Origin of the sequence: Nocardioides sp. GY 10113 (assembly GCF_004919105.1) — a bacterium.
Taxonomy (GTDB): Bacteria; Actinomycetota; Actinomycetes; order Propionibacteriales; family Nocardioidaceae; genus Nocardioides.
Map to the genome: position 1 here is coordinate 60982 of NZ_STGK01000017.1, position 16292 is coordinate 77273.

10 protein-coding genes are annotated in these 16292 nt (G+C 73.4%); 8 read left to right on the forward strand and 2 right to left on the reverse strand.

Annotated elements, in window-relative coordinates; all coding sequences use genetic code 11:
- Window positions 1-105 precede the first annotated feature (105 nt).
- The 4 genes from E8D34_RS17730 to E8D34_RS17745 are packed head-to-tail and all read left to right on the forward strand — an operon-like array spanning window position 106 to window position 8795.
- Window positions 106-1638 carry a DUF3375 domain-containing protein gene (locus E8D34_RS17730; RefSeq protein ID WP_136595994.1) on the forward strand — a complete coding sequence of 511 codons (1533 nt, stop codon included), beginning with the start codon at window positions 106-108 and terminating at the stop codon, window positions 1636-1638.
- On the forward strand, window positions 1635-2453 hold the full coding sequence (locus E8D34_RS17735) for a DUF4194 domain-containing protein (RefSeq protein WP_136595995.1): 819 nt from the start codon (window positions 1635-1637) through the stop codon (window positions 2451-2453). The genes E8D34_RS17730 and E8D34_RS17735 overlap by 4 nt, the downstream gene beginning before the upstream one ends.
- On the forward strand, window positions 2450-5971 hold the full coding sequence (locus E8D34_RS17740; protein ID WP_136595996.1) for an SbcC/MukB-like Walker B domain-containing protein: 3522 nt from the start codon (window positions 2450-2452) through the stop codon (window positions 5969-5971). The genes E8D34_RS17735 and E8D34_RS17740 overlap by 4 nt, the downstream gene beginning before the upstream one ends.
- 55 nt (window positions 5972-6026) lie before the next feature.
- Window positions 6027-8795 carry a DUF3376 domain-containing protein gene (locus E8D34_RS17745; RefSeq protein WP_136595997.1) on the forward strand — a complete coding sequence of 923 codons (2769 nt, stop codon included), beginning with the start codon at window positions 6027-6029 and terminating at the stop codon, window positions 8793-8795.
- A 31-nt stretch (window positions 8796-8826) separates the two neighbouring features.
- Here the strand turns inward: E8D34_RS17745 and E8D34_RS17750 are convergent, their stop codons facing one another.
- The gene (locus tag E8D34_RS17750) at window positions 8827-9786 is read right to left on the reverse strand and encodes a DUF5995 family protein (protein ID WP_136595998.1); all 960 of its coding nucleotides are present in this window, start codon (window positions 9784-9786) and stop codon (window positions 8827-8829) included.
- 203 nt (window positions 9787-9989) lie between these two features.
- Between E8D34_RS17750 and E8D34_RS17755 the strand changes: the two genes are divergently transcribed.
- The gene (locus E8D34_RS17755) at window positions 9990-10391 is read left to right on the forward strand and encodes a DUF302 domain-containing protein (protein ID WP_136595999.1); all 402 of its coding nucleotides are present in this window, start codon (window positions 9990-9992) and stop codon (window positions 10389-10391) included.
- A 90-nt stretch (window positions 10392-10481) separates the two neighbouring features.
- Window positions 10482-12905: a phosphoketolase family protein gene (locus E8D34_RS17760; RefSeq protein ID WP_136596000.1), complete on the forward strand. Its 2424-nt coding sequence runs from the start codon at window positions 10482-10484 to the stop codon at window positions 12903-12905.
- 59 nt (window positions 12906-12964) lie between these two features.
- On the opposite strand, the gene E8D34_RS17765 is transcribed toward E8D34_RS17760, so the two are convergent.
- A complete protein-coding gene (locus E8D34_RS17765) occupies window positions 12965-14110 on the reverse strand; it encodes an acetate kinase (protein ID WP_136596001.1) in 1146 nt (381 codons plus the stop codon).
- A gap of 226 nt (window positions 14111-14336) precedes the next feature.
- On the opposite strand from E8D34_RS17765, the gene E8D34_RS17770 reads away from it, so the two are divergent.
- Together E8D34_RS17770 and E8D34_RS17775 are read left to right on the forward strand one after the other, a co-directional pair.
- Window positions 14337-14756: a pyridoxamine 5'-phosphate oxidase family protein gene (locus E8D34_RS17770; protein WP_168929502.1), complete on the forward strand. Its 420-nt coding sequence runs from the start codon at window positions 14337-14339 to the stop codon at window positions 14754-14756.
- A 14-nt stretch (window positions 14757-14770) separates the two neighbouring features.
- Window positions 14771-16168 (forward strand): MBL fold metallo-hydrolase, encoded by a 1398-nt coding sequence (locus E8D34_RS17775; protein ID WP_136596003.1) that lies wholly within the window; start codon window positions 14771-14773, stop codon window positions 16166-16168.
- Window positions 16169-16292: the final 124 nt, after the last annotated feature.

Sequence of the window (16292 nt, forward strand, 5' to 3'; positions counted from 1 at the left end):
GGCGCCGGTAACAGGGTGCGCCTCCACGGGGTGGCGGACCCCTTTGAGACACTTGCCGACCGTGCGCCGTCAGGAGGGTCGGCGCGGCAGAGCCGAGGACGGTGGATGAGCGAGATCGCGGCGGAGCTGGCGCGCGTCGAGGACGCCTTCGCCCAGCCGACCCTGACCCTGCTCCACCAGCGCCAGGCGCCCGTGGTGATCACCCTCTTCCGGGCCGCGTTCGGGCGCAACAACACCCCGATCCCGACCGCGCGGCTGCACACCCAGGTCGAGGAGCACCTGGCCGCGATGCGGCGTACCGGGCGGGACGAGGTGCCCAGCGGCACCGGCCGCGACCTGTGCCAGCGCTGGATGCGCGGACAGTGGCTGGTCCGCTCGCTGGACCCCGCCGGCAACGAGGTCTACACGCTCACCTCGCACGCACAGCAGGCGCTGGAGCTGGTGAAGAACCTGACCCGCGACCGGGCCACGCTCAGCGAGCACCGGATCGCCACCATCCTGGGCACCGTCCGCCGGTTCAACGCGGAGGCGAACCCGGACCGCACCGCCCGGGTCACCATCCTCAACGACGAGATCGCGCGGCTGAAGGCCGAGCGCGACCGGCTCGTCGACGGCGCCGAGATGGTCGGCGCCACCGAGGACTACATGTCCGAGGGGTTCACCGAGCTGCTCTCGCTCATCTCCGCGCTGCCGAGCGACTTCGCGCGGGTCGAGGAGCGGTTCGCCCAGATCCGCGGCGAGATCCTGGCCGCCTTCCGGGGTGAGGACCGGCCGGCCGGTGAGGTCATCGACGAGTACCTGGCGCGCGCCGACGCCCTGATGACCGCGACCCACGAGGGGCGTGCCTTCGAGGGCGCCTTCGCGCTGCTGCGCGACGACGCGCTGGTCGGCCGGCTGCGCGAGGACCTCGGAGCCCTGCTGGACCACCCGCTCTCCGACGGCATCCTCGGCGAGGCCGAGCGCGCCGAGCTGCGGGGGACCGTGAAGCTGGTCCGCGACGGCCTGGACCGGGTGCTGACCCAGCGCTCGCGGGTGACCGCGACGCTCAAGGAGTACATCGTCTCCCACGACGCGGCCCGCGACCGGGAGCTGGAGCAGACGCTGCGGCAGGTCGAGTCCGAGCTCATGACGTGGATGGCGACCACCGGCCCGCGGGCCACCCACGACGTGCCGCTGCTGCCGTCGCGCGCGGGGGTGGAGCACTTCCGTGAGCGTTTCTACGATCCCGCTGACGACGTGCTGCCCGAGCGGATCGTGCCGAACGTGGCCGACGCCGCCCCGACCGTCTCGCTCGACGCGCTCAAGGCCCAGGGCGGTCCGCAGCTGGGCCCGTTGCGCGAGCGGCTGGACGAGGCTCTGGCGGCGCTGCTGCCGGCGGGAACCTTGGGCGAGCTCTTCGGCTCGCTGGAGCCCGCGCTGCGGCGGCCCGTGGAGATCCTCGGCCTCCTCCACCTCGCCGCGGGTCGCGGCTGGGAGGCCGAACGCGCCACCGAGCGGTTCTCGGCGGTCCGGCCCGACGGATCGCGCCGCGAGTTCGCGGTGCCCCGGCTGCCGCTGCCCGACCCTGACCTTCCCGGCGGGCCCGACCAGCCCGGCCGCAGCCACCCGATCCACCTGGAGAGCGAGACCCGAGCATGAGCGCCGAGACCGACCTGGCCGCGGAGTCCCCGTTGACGCACGACGTCGCGGACCAGGACCTCGACCAGGACCTCGACCCGGCCGGGGACCAGGTGGGTGATCCGGTCGCGGACGACCTGATCGACGAGCGGTCCGTCTCGCTCTGGGAGGGCGACGAGGGCGGCCTGGAGTACGGCCAGCGCCACGCCCTGGTCACACTGCTCAAGCAGCGGTTCATCAGCGCCCGCACGCACCCGCGCGACTGGCGGGTGCTCGTCGAGCACGAACGCGTGCTCCGCGGGCGCCTCAACGACCTCTTCCTCGACCTGCAGATCGATCGCGAGCGCGAGGTGGCGTGGAAGCGCCAGGCCACCTCCGAGACGGGCAGCCGCTTCCCGACCCTGCTGTACGACGCCGCGTGGTCGCGCGAGGAGACGCTGGTCCTGGTGCACCTGCGCGACCGGCTGCGCGCCGGGGTCGCCGGCGGCGACGCCCGGGTCTTCATCGACCGCGACGACATCGTCGACCACGTCGCGAGCTTCCGGCCGCCGCACGCCACCGACGAGGCGGGCGACGAGAAGCGCGCCCGCAACGCGGTGCTGAGCGTGATGAAGGCCGGACTGCTGATCCCGACCGCTGCCGAGGACCGGTTCGAGATCAGCGAGGCGGTCGAGCCGTTGCTGCCGCTCGAGCTGCTCGCCGAGCTGCTCGCGGCGCTGCAGCGAGCCAACGGCACCGCACAGCCGGCGGCCGAGGAGGCCGACGTCGAGCTGTTCGGGGACGGGGACGGCGGCACGGAGGGGCGCGCCGCGGAGCACCAGGGGGAGCGAGCATGAGCATCGACCAGAGCGAGGGGCGCTCCGAGGGGATCGCCGAGGACCTCGAGGCGTTCGTCGACGACGGCTCCCTCGAGGGCCTCTTCGACCGCCGCGAGGTGGCGCTGCCCGAGGACGGCACGGTGCAGTGGCGCGCGGCGCTGCTGCAGCTGGTCAACTGGGGTGGCTTCGGCGGCCTCACCACCGTGCCGCTGCGCGGTGACGCGATCATGATGTCGGGTGCCTCCGGCGTCGGGAAGTCGACGGTCCTCGACGCCTACACGGCGCTGATGATGACCTCCGACACCAAGTTCAACGGCGCCTCGAACGACGCCGTCGCGGGCCGTGCCCGCAGCGCCGGGCAGCGCAACCTGCTCTCCTACCTGCGCGGTGCGGTCGACGTGGTCGACGACCCCCGCACCGGACGGCCGGTGGAGAAGCTGCTGCGGGGCAAGGGCGCCGACACCTGGGGCGCGGTCGCGATGACGTTCGTCAACGACCAGGGCGGGCGGTTCACCGCCCTGCGCACCTACTACGTGCCGCGCCGGGCGACCCGCTCCGCGGAGGTCCAGATGCAGCTGGCCACGCACGAGGGCGCCTTGGCACTGGAGACCCTCGAGGTGGCGGTGCCCGAGCGGTTCCACGCGAACACGCTGAAGAAGCTCTACCCCGGCATCCGGGTGCACCGCACCTACGCGGAGTTCGCCGCGGTGCTGCACGCGCGCCTGGGCATCGGCGCGAACGGCGACGGCGCGAAGGCGCTGCGCCTGCTGGCCCGGATCCAGGCCGGCAACCAGGTGCGCAGCGTCGACGAGCTCTACAAGGACATGGTGCTCGAGCGGCCCGCCACCTACGCCGCAGCGGACCGGGCGATCGAGCACTTCGACGACCTCGACGCGGCGTACGCGGCGATGCGCACCGAGGAGGCCAAGCTCGAGATCCTCGAGCCGATCACCGAGCTGCACGCACGGCGGGTCGCGGCGACCCGCCGCCGCGCCGACCTGGACGCCTACGGGGTGACGCTCGCCGGTGACACCCCGCTGCGACGCTGGCTGCTGCAGACCCACCTGCGCCTCCTCGAGGCCGCGGTCGCCGACAATCGCGCCGACCGCTCGGCCACGGTCGACGCGCTGGCCAGCACCGCCGGTGCGGAGACCACGCTGCTGGCCGACCTGGAGGCCGCCAAGGCCGCCCACCGCGACGCCGGCGGATCGACGCTGCAGTCGCTGGGGCTCTCCGTCGAGCAGGAGCGCGTGGTGCGCGAGGACCGGGCGGGGCGGCGGGCACAGCTGCAGGAGCGGCTGCTGCCGCTGATCGACGCGGACGGGCTCGCCGGCGACGGCCTGGCCGACGGGGTCGAGATCGAGGAGGCGCTGGCCTCCGCAGAGTCGTTCGCGACCCTGCAGCAGCACGCTCGACGCTGGCTGACCGGCTGGGAGCGCACGCACGCCCGCCTCAAGGAGCAGCGCGACGCGGTGCGCGACCGGCGCTACCCGCTCCAGCAGCGTCAGTCCGACCTGCGCGAGGAGCGCGCGTCGCTGGAGAGCCGTGCCGGCCGGGTACCGGCCCGCCTGCACGAGCTGCGCGCCGAGGTGGCGCGTGCCAGTGGTCTCGCGGTCGAGGAGCTGCCCTTCGTCGCCGAGCTGATCGACGTCGCGCCGGAGGAGGCGCGGTGGCGGACCGCGGTGGAGACGGTGCTGGGCGGCTCGGCCCGCCAGATGCTGGTCCCGCTGGATCGGTTCGAGGCCTTCTCCGCCGCCATCGACGGGCTGCGGCTGCGCGGCCGGCTCACCTTCGAGGGCGCCGCGCTCGACCTTCCCGACCTCGGCCCCGGCGACCCGGAGCGGATCGCCGGCAAGCTGCTGTTCCAGGACTCGCCGTTCTCCGGCTGGGTCCAGCAGCACGTCTCGGACCCGAGCCGCAACGCGCTGTGCGTGGAGAGTGCGGACGGGCTCGCGGGCGAGGGTCTGCGGGTCACGCTGGCCGGCCAGACCCGCAACGGCCGCCGCGGCGCCTACGGACGCAACGACGCCCGCAGCATCATCGGCTTCTCCAACGCCGACGCGCTCGCCGAGATCGACCACGAGCTCGGCACGCTCGCCGACGAGCTGGACGAGCTGGACGGCGAGGTCGCGGAGCTCGACCGCCAGGTGCGCGTGATGGAGCACCGGCGTACGGCGTACGACGCCGTGGTGGCGGCCCGCTACGACGACCTCGACGTCGAGGGCTGCGACCGGCGGATCGCCGAGCTGGAGCAGCGCCGCAGCGAGATCCTGGGTTCCGACGACGGTCTCCAGGTGCTGCAGGGGCAGATCGACCGCCTCGCCGCGGAGCTGGAGACCGCGCGCGAGAGCCGGTACCGATTGGAGCAGCGCCAGCGCGAGCTCAACGCCGCGCACGCCGAGCTGGTCGACTCCGAGGACCTGGTCAAGGACCGCCTGGACGCGATGGACCGCGGCGGCGACCTGGTGCTCACGCCCGAGCAGGATGCGGCGCTGGCTGCCGAGTTCGCCGCGGCCGTCGCGCCGTCGGACCCCGAGGACCTGGACCGGTTCGCCGAGAACGCCCAGCGCCTGGACGCGCGGCTGCGTGACGCAGTCGGCGACCTGGAGGCCGAGGCGCGGCGGGTCGAGGACGAGCTCGCCGCGATCTTCCGGGTCTACAAGGTGCAGTGGGACTCGCCGAACCTCGGCGCCACCGCGGACTCCTATCCCGACTACGCCCGGATCCTCGAGGAGATCCGCGGCACCGGCCTGGCCGAGCGGCGCTCGGAATGGCGGCGCCGGCTGACCGAGTGGAGCGGGCAGGACCTGGTGCCGCTGGTCGGCGCGATGGCCTCCTCGGTGGAGGAGATCGAGGACCGGCTGGAGCCGATCAACGCGATCCTGCGCCGCTTGGAGTTCGGCGGTGCCGGTGACCGGCTCCGGATCCGGCTGCGCCGGCTGTCCCCGGCGCATGTCCAGGTCTTCATGAAGGACCTGCGCGCGCTGTCCGCCGGTCCCACCGACGAGCTCGACGACGCCGGCCTGGAGCGGCGGTTCGACCAGCTGAGCCGGTTCATGAACCAGCTGCGCCGCTCCGACACGGTCGACGGGCTCACGGATCGGGACCGGCTCCTCGACGTGCGTCGACACGTCGAGATCAGTGCCGAGCGCTACGACCACCTGAGCGGCGAGCTGCGCGCCACCTACCGCACCCTGGGCGAGAAGAGCGGCGGCGAGAGCCAGGAGCTCGTCGCCTTCATCGTGGGCTCGGCGCTGCGGTTCAGGCTGGGCGACGAGATGCGCTCGCGTCCCCGGTTCGCGCCGGTCTTCCTCGACGAGGGCTTCGTGAAGGCCGACTCCGACTTCGCCGGGCGTGCCGTCCAGGCGTGGAAGGGTCTGGGCTTCCAGCTGATCATCGGGGTGCCGTTGGACAAGGTGACCGGTCTCGAGCCGCACATGGACGAGCTGCTGGCGATCACCAAGGATCCGGCGACGCACCGCTCGTGGATCACGCCGATCCGCGACCTGGGCGATCGGGGCCCGCTCTCGACGTGAGGCCGGATCACCGCTAGGAAGTGTGATAGCAGGCACACGCCCTAGGAGGCGCCCCATGGCGGATCACGAGGTCCGGCTGGCGTTGGTGATGAACGGCGGGGTCAGCCTCGCCGTCTGGATGGGTGGCGTCACCCACGAGATCGACCTGGTCAGACGCTCGTGCCGCGGCACCCCGATCAAGGAGTACGACGCGACGCTGGCGGACCGCTGGCGCTCGCTGCTGCACCCGGACGGCGGTGAGCACCGCGACCTGGTCGTCGACGTGATCGCGGGGACCAGCGCCGGCGGCCTCAACGGGGCGATGCTGGCGACCACGATCGCTCACGACGGCTCGCTCGACCCCGAGGTGGAGCCGAGCTTCTTCGCGCCCGCGGAGCCGGTACCGGGTCCCTGGCTGCGCGAGGTCTGGTGCAACCTCGGCACCCTGCGCCGCGGACGCCTGATCCCCGAGGACGTCGCGGCCGCCACCGGGTCGATCCTCGACGGCGACTTCTTCCTCCGGCAGGCGCAGCGGATCATGGCCACGCTGGGCGCCACGACCGGTGGGGGTGGCCGGGGCCAGGCCCCGCCGACCGTCACCCTGTTCACCACGGCCTCGGGCCTGGGCCGACAGGGGTTCCGGGCGACCGACGCCGCGGGCCAGGAGTTCGACGTCGACGACCACCGCTTCCTCTACCGGCTGACCACCGACCTGCCGTGGACCTACCGGCCCGAGACGATGGACTTCGCGCCACCGCCGGACCTGCTGGCCGAGTTCTCCGACCCGGACCGGCTGGGCCGGGCCGCCCGGGCCTCGGCCTCGTTCCCGGCGGCGTTCGCGCCGGTCAACGAGGGGCCGCTGCTGAACCAGGTCGGCCCGCCCCGCGTGTGGCCGGCCACCGGCGGCCGGGAGCCGTCGTGGCTGATCGACGGCGGCGTGCTGGACAACGCCCCGTTCGGGCCCGTCCTGGACACGCTCGCCCGTACCGCCGTGTCCGGCAAGGTGACCCGCTACCTGGCGTACGTGGTGCCCAGCGGTGGCATCACCCGGGTCGCGCAGCGGATCGCCGACTCCGCCGTGGCCGACGGGCCGCCGCCGTGGACCCAGGCGGTCGCGTCCGGGCTCCGGTTCCCCGCCGAGGCGGACTTCCGCAGCGACGTGCAGGAGCTCGAGCGGCTCCGCGTCGAGGCCGACGCCGGTTGGTCGGACAGCCAGCGGCTCTTCGAGCGGGCGGTCGCCGACGACGACCAGCTGGAGCGCCTGAGGGTGGCGGCCGAGCACCTGCAGCCGGTCTACACCCGCGGGCGCGCCGCCGGAGGCGTGTGGGAGGCGGTGATGGTGACCGCGGCGGGGCGGCTCACCCTCTTGGACCGGGACGCCGACGCGCCGATGCGCGCGGTGCCGGAGATCCTCGCGACCGGTCCGCTCTGGACGCCTCCGGAGGGCGCTCCCGTGCGGGCCTTCCCCCGCGAGGACACGGCGGGCGGGGTGGAGTGGCCGTGGGGGCTCGGGCCGGCCGAGCGGGTGCTGCGCACGATCCTGCGCACCCTCAGGGGCAGGCTCGCCGGGGAGACCGACGCGACCACCCGGGCGGAGCTCGGCGCCGCGCTGGCGCTGGTCAGCGCGTCCGTGCGCCGCGTGCTCGCGGTACGCCGCGCGGTGGGTGCGCGGCTGGCCGCGGAGTTCCCGGTCGTGTCGGGCTCCGTCGGCGCGGGGGTCCCGCTCGAGCGCACGCCCGCCGAGGTCGCCGCCGCGATCAACCGGGTCTACGCCGACCTGCGCGTCCAGCAGGTGCTCGGCCGCGAGCTCGCGGCCGCCCGCGGAGCGTTGCCCGCGGGCGAGCAGCTGCTGGAGGCGGCGCTGGCGGTGGAGGTGGTGTCTCGCTGCACGTCGTCACGGATGCCGGACCAGCGCAGCGTGCCGTTCTCGTTCGTCCGGCTGGGACCCGACGTGGCGCTGCCGGTGCTGCCGCCGGAGCACCAGGAGGTGGCGCGCCGGCTGGGCGACCACATCCTGTTCGGCACCCAGGTGGGCCACTTCGGGGCGTTCGGTGCCGAGCAGATGCGGCGGTGGGACTGGCTGCTGGGTCGCCTGCACGCGGTGGCGCACCTCGGCATGCTGCTCCACGGCTCCGGCGCCCCCACCGGCGACGGGAGCGAGGGACGGACGACCGAGTCCGCCGTTGCCTGGGTCCGCGAGACCCAGGCCGCGGTGCTGGCCGCCGAGGGCTGGACCCTGGAGCAGGTCATCGCCCAGGTCGACGACCTGGCCGAGGCCTATGACAGGTCGTCCCTGGCCTACGGCGCGGCGCGGATGATCGACGGGATGAACGACGCCGACCGGCGTGCCGGGAACCATCCCGACCAGTACGCGACCCGGGAGGCGGGGGAGCGCGCGCTGGCGATCGCGCCGGGCCTCGGGAGGACGCCGGGGCGATGGATCCAGGCGGCCCTCGGCCTGCGCGAGCCCGCGGGGGTCGGTGCCGCGGAGCGGACAGCGCGGTGGTTCGCCGCGCCGGTCAGGGAGGCGCTCTGGCAGCGGCTGGTGGGCAAGGGTGCACAGTCGGACCCGCCGCGGGGCCTGGTCGTGGGCCTGCTCACCCCCGTGCCGTGGCTGCTGGTCGCGCTCGGCGGCGCCGTCGCGGTGGTCGTCGCGGCGATCCTCGCGGGAGGCCGGCCCGGGGTCGGGGTGGCGCTCGCCTGCCTCGGGGGCGCCGCGTTGCTGCTCGGTGCGGTCGGCCTCGGCCTGGCCCTGGCGGCGACGCGGGTCCGAGCGCGCATCGGCCGCCTGTTCCGCGGCAAGCTCGGCACCTGGCTGCCGGACAGCGGCCCGCCGGAGGGCTGAGGGAGGATCCGGGCTGAGCCGACCGGGCCGCTCAGATCAGGCGTGCGTCGGTCAGCGCGTCCGAGACCGACTCCGCGGCGTAGTAGGTCGCCCGCATCGCGGCTCGGGTGAGCCGCCCGTGGTCGCTGCGGAGGCCGAGGCCGTAGCTGAACGCCACCGTGCGGATCCCCTGGAACAGGAGGGTCGTCGTGGCTCCGTCGCCGGCGACGGAGTCGAGGCTGTCGCCGAGGGCCCAGAGGTGGAAGAACTCCGTCAGGTCCGCGCCGTACGTCCGCTTCAGGTCCTCCCCGATGTCGACGGTCGCGTCCTGGAGCAGCTCGCCGATCGCGTAGTAGTCGCCGAAGTGCGCGGGGCGGGCGCCACTGCGCGCGATCGCGACCGGGAAGTCGAGGATCAGGTGCGCGTCGAGGCCCGCCATCGCCACCCGGCCGGGGCTCACCGAGCAGTCGGCCGCCAGCCGGTAGTAGGTCCGCCAGTTCTTCGGCACGCGCTGGTTGGCGAGGCTGGCGTGCAGCGCGGCCAGGTACGGCCGGAAGAAGGTGATGCTGACCTTCCGGGACCAGGCCGGGTCGTCGTACGACGACCCGTCGGCGAGCGCGGGAGCCGCCTCGCCGAGGATGTTGCCGTAGAAGACGGCGAAGATGCCCCGGCGGTCGTTGGCCCGGACCAGCGTCGGCGCGACCTCGGCCATGACCCGCGCCCCGCGACGCAGCGCCGCCATCGGGGGCAGCCGGTCGATCCGGCGCGGGTCGGTGATCCGGACCAGCCGCCTGCGCTGGCGCGGGCCGTAGTCCGCGACGCCGCCGCACGGCTTGGTCACCTCCACGACCGGCAGCGGGTCGCCGCCGAGGTCCGGCACCGGTTCCACGATCACCACCGGCTCGTCGGCGTGCGCGGGCCCCACGGGGCCGAGCGTGACCCCGCAGGCCATCGCGACGACCGTCGCGGCCGCGGCGGCCAGGCGGGCCCGAAGCGTGCGGCGCGGGGTCATGCGGACCTCTCGATCGGTGGTGGTGCGGGAACGAGGTGCAGGCGACCGACCGAGACGCGACCGCGGGAGCGGACCGCACCGGTGCCTGTTCGGTCAACGCGGCATAGTCATATTTGGTTACGCTGCCTCTGCTGTCGGCCCCCGGGGGCGTGGCTTGCCCCGCCCGGCAGACTGGCCTCACCGACGATCCCCGGAGGGCACCGATGAGCAGCTACACGATCGCCACCACTGTCGACCGGTCCTACGACGACACGGTTGCGGCCGTCCGCGAGGCGCTGCAGGAGCAGGGGTTCGGCGTGCTCACCGAGATCGACCTCGCCGCCACCCTCAAGGCGAAGCTCGGCGTCGACCTGGCGCCGCAGGTGATCCTCGGCGCCTGCCGACCGCCGCTGGCCTACGAGGCGATCCAGGCCGAGCCCTCGATCGCGGCCGTGCTGCCGTGCAACGTCGTGGTGCGCTCGCTGGGTCCGGGCTCGACGCTGGTCGAGGCGTTCGACCCGGAGGCGATGATGGGCCTCGCCGGGAGCGAGGTGCTGGCGAAGGTGGCGGAGGACGCCCGCGAGCGGCTCGGGGCGGCGTTCGCCGCGCTCGGCAACGGCGCCTGACCAGCGCGCGAACAGCCGACGACGGGGTAGCGGGCCCCCGACCGATCTGGCACGTTGGTTGCTGCACAGCCGACACGGTGGGAGCCCCTCATGACCGAGACCACGCTGACCGATGCCGAGCTCGCCGCGCTGCACGCGTGGTGGCGAGCGGCGAACTACCTCTCGGTGGGGCAGATCTACCTGCTCGACAACCCGATGCTGGAACGCCGGCTGGCGGCCGAGGACATCAAGCCGCGGCTGCTCGGCCACTGGGGGACCACGCCGGGCCTCAACCTCGTCTACACCCACCTCAACCGGCTGATCCGCGAGCGCGACGTGAACGCGATCTTCCTCGCCGGACCGGGCCACGGCGGGCCGGCCGCGGTGGCGTGCGCCTGGCTGGAGGGCACCTACAGCGAGCTGTACCCCCGGATCAGCTTCGACAAGGCGGGGATGAAGGCGCTGTTCCGCCAGTTCTCCTTCCCCGGCGGGATCCCCAGCCACGTGGCGCCCGAGACGCCCGGATCGATCCACGAGGGCGGCGAGCTGGGCTACGTCCTCTCCCACGCGTACGGCGCCGCGATGGACAACCCCGACCTGGTGGTCGCCGCGGTGGTCGGTGACGGCGAGTTCGAGACCGGCCCGCTGGCCGCCTCCTGGCACGCCAACAAGTTCGTCGACCCGATCCACGACGGCGCCGTGCTGCCGATCCTGCACCTCAACGGCTACAAGATCGCCAACCCGACCGTTCCGGCCCGCATCCACCGCGAGGAGCTGGAGAGCCTGCTGCGCGGCTACGGCCACGAGGTGCTCACCGTCGAGGGCGACGATCCCGCGGACGTGCACCGCCAGATGGCGGCGGCGATGGACACTGCGCACGACAAGATCAGCGAGATCTGGCGCGCGGCTCGGGAGGACGGAGACACCGAGCGTCGTCCCTGGCCGATGATCCTGATGGTCACCCCGAAGGGCTGGACCGGCCCCAAGGTGGTCGACGGCGTGCCGGTGGAGGGCACCTGGCGTGCCCACCAGGTGCCGCTGGCCGGCACCCGCGACAACGCCGAGCACCGCGGACAGCTCGAGGAGTGGCTGCGCTCCTACCAGGCCGACGAGCTCTTCGACGCCGACGGCGTGCTGATCGAGGAGCTCCAGGCGCTCTCGCCGGTGGGGCACCGGCGGATGAGCGCCAACCCGCACGCCAACGGCGGGCTGCTCACCAAGCCGCTGAAGATGGACGACTTCCGCAAGCACGCCGTGGAGGTCCCCGCGCCGGGGGCGACCATCCACGAGCCGACCCGGGTGTTGGGCGACTACCTGGTGCACGTGGTCAGCGAGAACCCGACGAACTTCCGGATCTTCGGCCCGGACGAGACCGCCTCGAACCGCCTCAACCCGGTCTACGCGGTCACCGACAAGGTCTTCGCCGGCGACATCGTCGAGACCGACGAGCACCTGGCCCGCGCCGGCCGGGTCGTGGAGATCCTCTCCGAGCACACCTGCCAGGGCTGGGCCGAGGGCTACACGCTGACCGGTCGCCACGCGCTGTTCAGCTGCTACGAGGCGTTCATCCACATCATCGACGCGATGTTCAACCAGCACGCCAAGTGGTTGAAGACGACCCGCGACATGGCCTGGCGTCCCCGGATCCCGAGCCTGAACTACCTGCTCTCCTCGCACGTGTGGCGCCAGGACCACAACGGCTTCTCCCACCAGGACCCGGGATTCATCGACCACGTGGTGAACAAGCGGGCCGAGGTGGTCCGCGTCTACCTCCCGCCGGACGCCAACACCCTGCTCTCGACGATGCAGCACTGCCTGGAGAGCCAGCACTACGTCAACGTGGTGGTCTCGGGCAAGCAGCCGTCGTTCGACTGGCTGACCGGTGAGGAGGCCGACCTGCACTGCGCCCGGGGCGCCGGTATCTGGGAGTTCGCCTCCAACGACGAGGGCCGGCCCGACGTGGTGATGGCGTGCGCCGGCGACGTGCCGACGCTGGAGACGCTGGCCGCGGTCAAGATCCTGCGTGAGCGCCTGCCCGAGCTGCGGATCCGCGTGGTCAACATCGTGGACCTGATGCGGCTCCAGGACGAGACCGAGCACCCGCACGGGCTGCCGCACCGCGACTACGACAACCTCTTCGGCGTCGACATCCCGGTGGTCTTCGCGTATCACGGCTACCCGTGGCTGATCCACCGGTTGACCTACCGGCGGGCCAACAACGAGTACCTGCACGTGCGCGGCTACAAGGAGGAGGGCACCACCACCACGCCGTTCGACATGGTGATGATGAACGACATGGACCGGTACCACCTGGTCATGGACGTCATCGACCGCACCCCGGGGCTGCGCTCCCGCGCGGCGTCGCTGCGCCAGGAGATGGTCGACACCCGACGGCGGGCGCGGCAGTGGACCCGCGACCACGGCGACGACCTGCCCGAGGTGCGGGACTGGCGGTGGGAGCCGGGCGGGGAGGAGCTCGACGAGGAGCACTCGCCGTCGGTCAGCGCCTCGGCGATGACCAGCGCCGACTTCTGAGCTGGACGGCGCGAGCGCGTCGCGCAGGCGCGAGTCGGCAGGGTCTCCGGTCGTGGGGCCTAGGAGGCGGCGAGCAGGGACGCGGCCTGGCGGGCGATCGAGAGCTCCTCGTTGGTCGGGATCACCAGCACCGCGACGGGCGACTCGTCGGCGCTGATCCGGCGCGGCCCCGTCGTGGCCGCGTGGTTGCGCTCGGGGTCGAGCACGATCCCGAGCGGCTCCAGGTCCGCCAGCGCGTCGGCGCGCACCCGGTCGTCGTGCTCGCCGACACCCGCGGTGAACGTGATCACGTCGGCGCCGCCGAGCACCGCCAGGTAGGCGCCGACGTACTTGCGCACGCGGTGGCAGTAGACCTGGAGCGCGGCGAGTGCGCCCTGGTCGCCGTCGTCGATCGCCACGTGGAGGTCGCGGAAGTCGCCGTGGCCGGACAGCCCCTTCAGGCCGGAGCGGTGGTGGAGCAGGTCCTCGAGGGCGTCGACGCCGAGGTTGCCGTGCCGCAGCAGGTGCAGCAGCACGCCCGGATCGAGGTCCCCGGCGCGGGTCCCCATCACCAGGCCCTCCAACGGCGTCAGGCCCATCGAGGTCTCCACCGGCCGACCGCCGCGGATGGCCGACGCGGAGGCGCCGTTGCCGAGGTGCAGCACGATCTGGTCCAGGTCGCCGATCGGTCGGTCGAGGAAGTCGGCGACCGCGGCGGCGACGTACTCGTGGCTGATCCCGTGGAAGCCGTAGCGCCGGATCCCCTCGCGGCCGGCGAGCTCGGCGTCGATGGCGTAGGTCGCCGCGGGCGCGGGCAGGTCGGCGAAGAACCCGGTGTCGAAGACCGCCACCTGGGGTACGTCGGGGAAGTGGTGGCGCGCGCTGCGGATGCCTGCTGCCGCCGGCGGGTTGTGTAGCGGCGCGAGGCGGGCCTGGATCTCGATCTCGGCGAGGGTGATGTCGTCGATCACCGTCGGCTGGCCCAGCCGCGGTCCGCCGTGCACCACCCGGTGGCCCACGGCGAGCAGCGCGTCGGCGCCGATCCCGCGGTCGTCGAGCGCGGCCTGCATCACGCCCAGCGCGGCTCCGTGGTCGGGCACCTCGTCCTCGCCGATCCGCTCCACCACGCCGCGCAGCAGCGAGTCGCCCGAGCCCGGATGGAGCACCTGGTACTTCAGCGTGGACGAGCCGGCGTTGAGCACCAGGACCAGGGAGGGCGCTGCCATGACGCCACGCTAGCCACTGTCGGGGCTCGTGTCCGCTGGCAGTGTGGGTCGGTCCGGCCGTGGCCCACCGACCACCGGGCGAGCCTCCGCCCCTGAGCCGTCGTGCCCGGAGCCGGGCCGGGGGACCTTGGTCCCGCGGGCCACGATGATCTGCCCCTTGGCGCGGCGACCGGTTCGCGGAAGGGTGGACCCACAGGACGAGAAGAGCCGCGAGCGAGGAGTCGTGATGACCGAGCCGGAGCGATGGTTCCCCAGCCACATCAGGGAGATCCCCGAGGAGGACTGCCGTGAGCTGCTCGCGGCCCACGAGGTCGGCCGGGTCGCCTACAGCGTGGGTGACGGTCGGGCGCCGGTGGTCGTGCCGGTCAACTACACGATGGAGGGCGACGCCCTGCTGCTCCGCCTCGGACCGAACTCCAACATCGCCCACCACCTGCAGTCGACGCCGGCCTCCTTCGAGATCGACGACTACGAGACCTACAACCAGTCGGGCTGGAGCGTCCTCGCGCGCGGCCACTCCAGGTGGGTCGACGCTGCCGACCACCCGGCGTCCCAACGGCTGCTGCCGTGGGCCGAGGGGCGCCGGACCCTGGTGGTGCTCCTGGAGATCCAGGAGCTGACCGGGCGGCGGCTGCTCCCGGCCTGAGCGGGGCGGACCAGATGTCCCCGGCGCCACGGCGGCGACCCGCGCTCACCTTCCTCGGCGCGGCCGGCAGCGTCACCGGCAGCCGCTTCCTGGTGGAGTCCGACGACGTGAGCCTGCTGGTGGACGCCGGGCTCTACCAGGGCCTCTCCTCGCTGCGGCGGCGCAACTGGGAGCCCTCGGAGATCCCCGCGTCCGACCTCGACGCCGTGGTGGTCACCCATGCGCACCTCGACCACTGCGGCTACCTGCCGCGACTGGTCAGCGACGGCTACTCGGGACCGATCGTCTGCACGCCGGAGACCGCCGCGCTGATCGAGATCGTGCTCCGCGACAGCGCGCACCTGCAGGAGGAGGACGCGAAGTACGCCAACCGGATGGGGTTCTCCCGGCACCACCCGGCGCTGCCGCTGTACGACGGGCACGACGTCGACCAGACCCTGCGGCTGGTCACGCCGATCCCGCACGGCCAGGAGGTCGGGCTCGGGACCGGTGCCAGCGCCGTCCTGCGACCCGCCGGTCACATCCTGGGCTCCTCGACCGTGCACCTCACCGTGGATGGCGCCACCGTGACCTTCAGCGGGGACCTCGGGCGCCCCAGCCACCCGTTGCTGCTGCCTCCGCCGCCCGCGCTGGCCTCCACCACCGTCGTCATCGAGTCCACCTACGGCGACCGGCGCCACCCGGCGCCGAGCGGCGACGTGCTCGGTCCGGCGGTGCGGCGCACCATCGCGCGCGGCGGGTCGGTGCTGATCCCGGCGTTCGCCGTCGACCGCACCGAGCTGGTGCTGCTGGAGCTGTACCGGCTGATGCGCTCCGGCGCCGTGCCGCGGGTGCCGGTGTACGTCGACAGCCCGATGGCGCTCGCCACCCTGCAGGTCTATCGTCACGCGATCGACCGCGGGTCGCCGCAGCTGCGACCGGAGGCTGTCGAGCTCCAGGAGGCGATCGACGGGATGCACGTGCGCGGGGTCGCGGACGCGGAGGAGTCGCGCCGGCTGAACCAGCCGACGGTGCCGTGCGTGGTGGTGTCGGCGTCGGGGATGGCCACGGGCGGTCGGGTGATCCACCACCTCGCCCAGCAGCTGCCGGACCGCCGCAACTGCGTCGTGCTCACCGGCTACCAGGCGATCGGCACCCGGGGCCGGGACCTGGCCGAGGGGGCGCGCCAGGTGAAGATCCACGGTCACTACGTGCCGGTCCGCGCCGAGATCGTGGACGATGCCACGTTCTCGGTGCACGCCGACGCCGAGGAGCTGCTCGGCTGGCTGGCCGGGGCGCCCACCCGGCCGGAGGTGGTCTACGTCGTCCACGGGGAGCCCGACTCCAGCGCTGCGCTCGCGGACCGGATCTCGAGGGAGCTCGAGGTCATGGCGGTGGTGCCGCGCCTCGGCGAGCGGGTCAGCCTGGACTGACCCGCGGTCGGGCGATGCGGGCCCCGATGGTCCGGTACCTGCGAGCGCCGCGGCAGGTCCCTCAAATCAGGCATGTTGTGCCGAGTTCCTCCGGGCGCCCGAGGCGCTCGCGCAGGTTGGACCC

Bases quoted from the DNA above. Each gene is read 5' to 3' on its own strand.
- E8D34_RS17730 (WP_136595994.1), top strand. From the start codon at position 106: ATGAGCGAGATCGCGGCGGAGCTGGCGCGCGTCGAGGACGCCTTCGCC.
- E8D34_RS17735 (WP_136595995.1), top strand. From the start codon at position 1,635: ATGAGCGCCGAGACCGACCTGGCCGCGGAGTCCCCGTTGACGCACGAC.
- E8D34_RS17740 (WP_136595996.1), top strand. From the start codon at position 2,450: ATGAGCATCGACCAGAGCGAGGGGCGCTCCGAGGGGATCGCCGAGGAC.
- E8D34_RS17745 (WP_136595997.1), top strand. From the start codon at position 6,027: ATGGCGGATCACGAGGTCCGGCTGGCGTTGGTGATGAACGGCGGGGTC.
- E8D34_RS17750 (WP_136595998.1), bottom strand. From the start codon at position 9,786: ATGACCCCGCGCCGCACGCTTCGGGCCCGCCTGGCCGCCGCGGCCGCG.
- E8D34_RS17755 (WP_136595999.1), top strand. From the start codon at position 9,990: ATGAGCAGCTACACGATCGCCACCACTGTCGACCGGTCCTACGACGAC.
- E8D34_RS17760 (WP_136596000.1), top strand. From the start codon at position 10,482: ATGACCGAGACCACGCTGACCGATGCCGAGCTCGCCGCGCTGCACGCG.
- E8D34_RS17765 (WP_136596001.1), bottom strand. From the start codon at position 14,110: ATGGCAGCGCCCTCCCTGGTCCTGGTGCTCAACGCCGGCTCGTCCACG.
- E8D34_RS17770 (WP_168929502.1), top strand. From the start codon at position 14,337: ATGACCGAGCCGGAGCGATGGTTCCCCAGCCACATCAGGGAGATCCCC.
- E8D34_RS17775 (WP_136596003.1), top strand. From the start codon at position 14,771: ATGTCCCCGGCGCCACGGCGGCGACCCGCGCTCACCTTCCTCGGCGCG.